This window comes from Blautia sp. CAG:237 (assembly GCF_000436615.1).
GTDB lineage: Bacteria > Bacillota > Clostridia > Lachnospirales > Lachnospiraceae > Blautia_A > Blautia_A intestinihominis.
Genome location: NZ_FR886741.1, coordinates 1 through 3,578, shown reverse-complemented (window position 1 = coordinate 3,578; position 3,578 = coordinate 1). Strand labels below are relative to the sequence as shown.

Sequence of the window (3,578 nt, the reverse complement as noted above, 5' to 3'; positions counted from 1 at the left end):
TCGGAAGACCTACGATCGCATACTCGAAAAATCCGAATTTCATTCCAATTTCCTGAAGTGCACTCTGTGCGATCAGGTTTCCTGGTGCTCCGATCAGAGAAAGGTTACCGCCCATAGCTGCTGCGAATACCAGCGGCATCAGGAGACGGGATCTCTTGTATCCGGATTTTGCTGCGATACCGATCACTACCGGGATCAGAACTGCGGCTGTACCTGTGTTGGATAAAACACCACTCATAAAACCTACGATCACCATGATCGCGATGATCAGCATTCTTTCTGATTTTGCAAATTTTGTTACAATACCTCCGACCTTGTTTGCCATGCCAGTTTCAAATAATGCCCCACCTACGATGAACATGGATACAAACAAGATGACATTACTGTCGATGAATCCTGCAAAAGCTGTTTTGACATCCAGGACTCCGGTTACGACAAGACCGATACAGACGATCATGGATGTAACTCCCAGCGGAATCTTCTCAAGTACGAACATGATTACCGCAAACAGGAGAAACAGCAGTGTAATTGTTGATGGACTCATTGCCACACCCTCCTACTTTTTTGTTATGTAATTTTTCAGTAATCGTTCGGCCGATTCATTACTGTTTTGTTATGAGCTTATTATATATAAAGGTTTCAGGATTGTACATTTATAAAAACATATGGTTCCATAAGAAAAAGTTATTGACTTTTTAGTATCAATAGCGTAGCCTTTTTGTTAATAATGAGAAACTTACCTGCTGATAAAAGCGATGGAGGAAAACGCGCTTATGAAATTAACTCAGTTAGAATACTTTTGTGTAGCGGCCCGGTATCACAATATTACCAAGGCTGCCAAGGAGCTTTTTGTGACTCAGCCTTCGATCTCCAATGCGATCAAGGCGCTGGAGGAGGAATTTGGTGTGAATCTTTTTTTCCGGAATAATAATAAGCTCACCCTCACACCGGAAGGCGAGCTCTTTTATAAGAGTGCAGAAGGACTTCTTGCGCATGCAGATTCTGTCGAGATGGAATTTCATGAATTAAGGAAAAAAATCACACCGATCCGCATCGGGATCCCGCCTATGCTGGGGACGATCTATCTGCCTGAATTGTATTTATCCCTGAAAGAAAATTTCCCGGAAGTCGATTTCCGGCTTTTTGAGTTTGGTTCTATCAAAGCGTGTGACCTTGTTTTGGAGGAAAAACTGGATATCGCGATCGTCAATGCGGAACAGCCTGCAATTGACAAATGTAATTCTCGCATTATTGATACAGAGGATCTTTATTTCTGTGTTGCACCAGATCATCCTCTTGCCGAACAGAAGACAATTCTTCTCACTATGCTCGCAAACGAACCTCTGATTCTCTTTAACACAGATTCTGTGCAGGTCATGACACTGACCCGGCAGTTCAAAGCAGTCGGTGTAACCCCGCGTGTTATCCTAAACACCAGCCAGATCACGACACTCATCAATATGGTCAAATCCGGTCATGTAGGAACCTTCCTGTATCGTTCTATTGTGGAAGCACATCCAGATATTGTCGGGATCCCGGTCATGCCATCGATTGAGCAGCGTATCGGTGTCATCTGGAAAAAAGGCAAATACCAGAACACCACTGCTGAAAAAGTGATCAAATACATAGAGAACTTCTGAATTTTTCCATAAAAAAAGATAGCCGAACTATTTATTGTCAGCTATCTTTTTTTATTGCTATTTCCAGGCTCCGGTCTCATCTTCGATTCCGAATTCTTTCGGATCGAAGGCTGGATCTTTGCCTTCTTTCTTTTGTTTTTCGTAATCTTTAAGAAGTGCGACGGCTTTTGGTGCGAGAAGTGCAATCGCAATGATGTTTGCCCATGCCATCAGGCCATAGCCGATATCGCCCATCGCCCATACTGCATCCGCATTTACAATGGCTCCCATGAATGATGCCGCAAGAAAAATTGCCCGTGCGATTGCAATGGCTTTCTTGCTGTTGCCGGTGAGATAACGGATATTGGACTCTGCCTGATAACAGTATCCCGTCATGGATGTGAATACGAACAATACAATGATGATCGCCAGCGCCTTGCCGCTCCAGCTTCCAAATGTGCTCATCAGCGCATGCTGTGTCCATTTGATTCCGGCTTCGATGCCGCCGGTCTGGCTCATTAGAAGATTTCCTGCACCATCGGTGACATCAAAGGTTCCTGTCAGAAGAACGATCAGTGCAGTTGAAGTTCCGATAAATAAAGTATCTACATAGATAGAAAATGACTGGATCAGTCCCTGTTTCACCGGATGGGAACATTCTGCCGCTGCGGACACAATCGCACCACATCCCATTCCAGCTTCATTTGAGTAAATTCCTCGTTTGACACCCCAGGAAACAGCAGATCCGAGAATACCGCCAAGTACTGCATGTACACCAAACGCAGACTGCACGATCATCAGAAGGATCCCCGGAAGTTTTGTGATATTCAGTCCGACAATGATCAGCGCTGCCAGAATATAGATCGCGCACATTGCCGGTGCCAGCATTTCCGCGATATGGGCAATACGTTTGATACTTCCATATACTACGATTCCAAGTACGATACAGCAGATCGCGCCCACAAGGATCTTATTTACAGAAAAAGCTTCCTCAAACACAGTTACCAGTGAGTTAATCTGCACACCCGGCATGAGGAATCCAGGTCCCAGAAAGGCAACTACTGCAAACACGACCGCATATGGTTTGCACTTCAGGCCTTTTTCTATGTAATATGCCGGGCCGCCGGTGAATTCTCCGTCAGGACTCTTGACTTTGTATGCCTGGGCAAGTGCCGATTCAACAAAGGCAGACGCTGCTCCGATCACAGCGATCATCCACATCCAGAAAACAGATCCCGGTCCGCCATAAAAGATCGCAGAAGCGACGCCGGCAATATTTCCCATACCTACGCGGGCACCTACTGTTGTAGCAAATGCCTGAAATGGAGTGATTCCGCTCTCACTGTCTTCTTTGGATGTCAGAAGTTTGACCATTTCTTTCACTAAGCGGATCTGTGGAAATTTAAGACGCAGTGACAGATAAAGTCCAACTCCAAGACACAAAACAACCAATACCATGCTCCAGACTATCGCATCCATCTGGTTTACAAACATTGAAAATTTCTCCATAAGCCCCTCTTTCCTAATACTATACTTTAATACTACTATATTACGCTAAATCGTGAAAAAGCGCAACGAAATATTGATATTATCTATGTTTTACTTTCTTTTTTTCTATATTTCTCCCGATATCTCATTTTTTCACAAAAAAAGAACAAAGAAGTTCTATTTAAAACTTCTTTGTTCTTCTTAAATAGCAGGGGATGAGAGAATCGAACTCCCACCAAAGGTTTTGGAGACCCCTATCATACCATTTGACCAATCCCCTAGAAAATTTATCGTACCTACAAAACTACATACATGTTGACTAAGCAATCGAATTTTAACCATGCTTCCGTTCGATAGCGGTCACCTCATGACCTTTCTCGAACTAGTTGGTCAAGCCCTCACCCTATTAGTAGCAGTCAGCTCCATGTGTTACCACACTTCCACCTCTGCCCTATCAACCTCGTCGTCTTC

The 3,578-nt window shown here is 44.0% G+C and carries 3 protein-coding genes, 1 tRNA gene and 1 rRNA gene; 1 reads left to right on the top strand and 4 read right to left on the bottom strand.

The features are described 5' to 3' along the window. Window positions 1–544, bottom strand: a 544-nt coding sequence (locus tag QZL69_RS08230; RefSeq protein ID WP_291518992.1) for an SLC13 family permease, incomplete at its 3' end; no start/stop codon positions are given. Between the two features lie 229 nt (window positions 545–773). Here QZL69_RS08230 and QZL69_RS08225 point away from each other — a divergent pair. Then, window positions 774–1,640 carry a LysR family transcriptional regulator gene (locus tag QZL69_RS08225; RefSeq protein WP_022214736.1) on the top strand — a complete coding sequence of 289 codons (867 nt, stop codon included), beginning with the start codon at window positions 774–776 and terminating at the stop codon, window positions 1,638–1,640. A 57-nt stretch (window positions 1,641–1,697) separates the two neighbouring features. Here the strand turns inward: QZL69_RS08225 and QZL69_RS08220 are convergent, their stop codons facing one another. The 3 genes from QZL69_RS08220 to QZL69_RS08210 all read right to left on the bottom strand — a co-directional run. After that, window positions 1,698–3,128 carry an alanine/glycine:cation symporter family protein gene (locus tag QZL69_RS08220; protein WP_022214735.1) on the bottom strand — a complete coding sequence of 477 codons (1,431 nt, stop codon included), beginning with the start codon at window positions 3,126–3,128 and terminating at the stop codon, window positions 1,698–1,700. Window positions 3,129–3,316: 188 nt separating this feature from the next. Beyond that, window positions 3,317–3,387 (bottom strand) — tRNA-Trp (locus QZL69_RS08215). 106 nt (window positions 3,388–3,493) lie between these two features. Then, a 23S ribosomal RNA gene (locus QZL69_RS08210) occupies window positions 3,494–3,578 on the bottom strand; the annotation flags it as partial.

What these genes read in the sequence shown, in the direction of transcription:
- QZL69_RS08225 (WP_022214736.1), top strand. Translation starts at nt 774, where the DNA reads ATGAAATTAACTCAGTTAGAATACTTTTGTGTAGCGGCCCGGTATCAC.
- QZL69_RS08220 (WP_022214735.1), bottom strand. Translation starts at nt 3,128, where the DNA reads ATGGAGAAATTTTCAATGTTTGTAAACCAGATGGATGCGATAGTCTGG.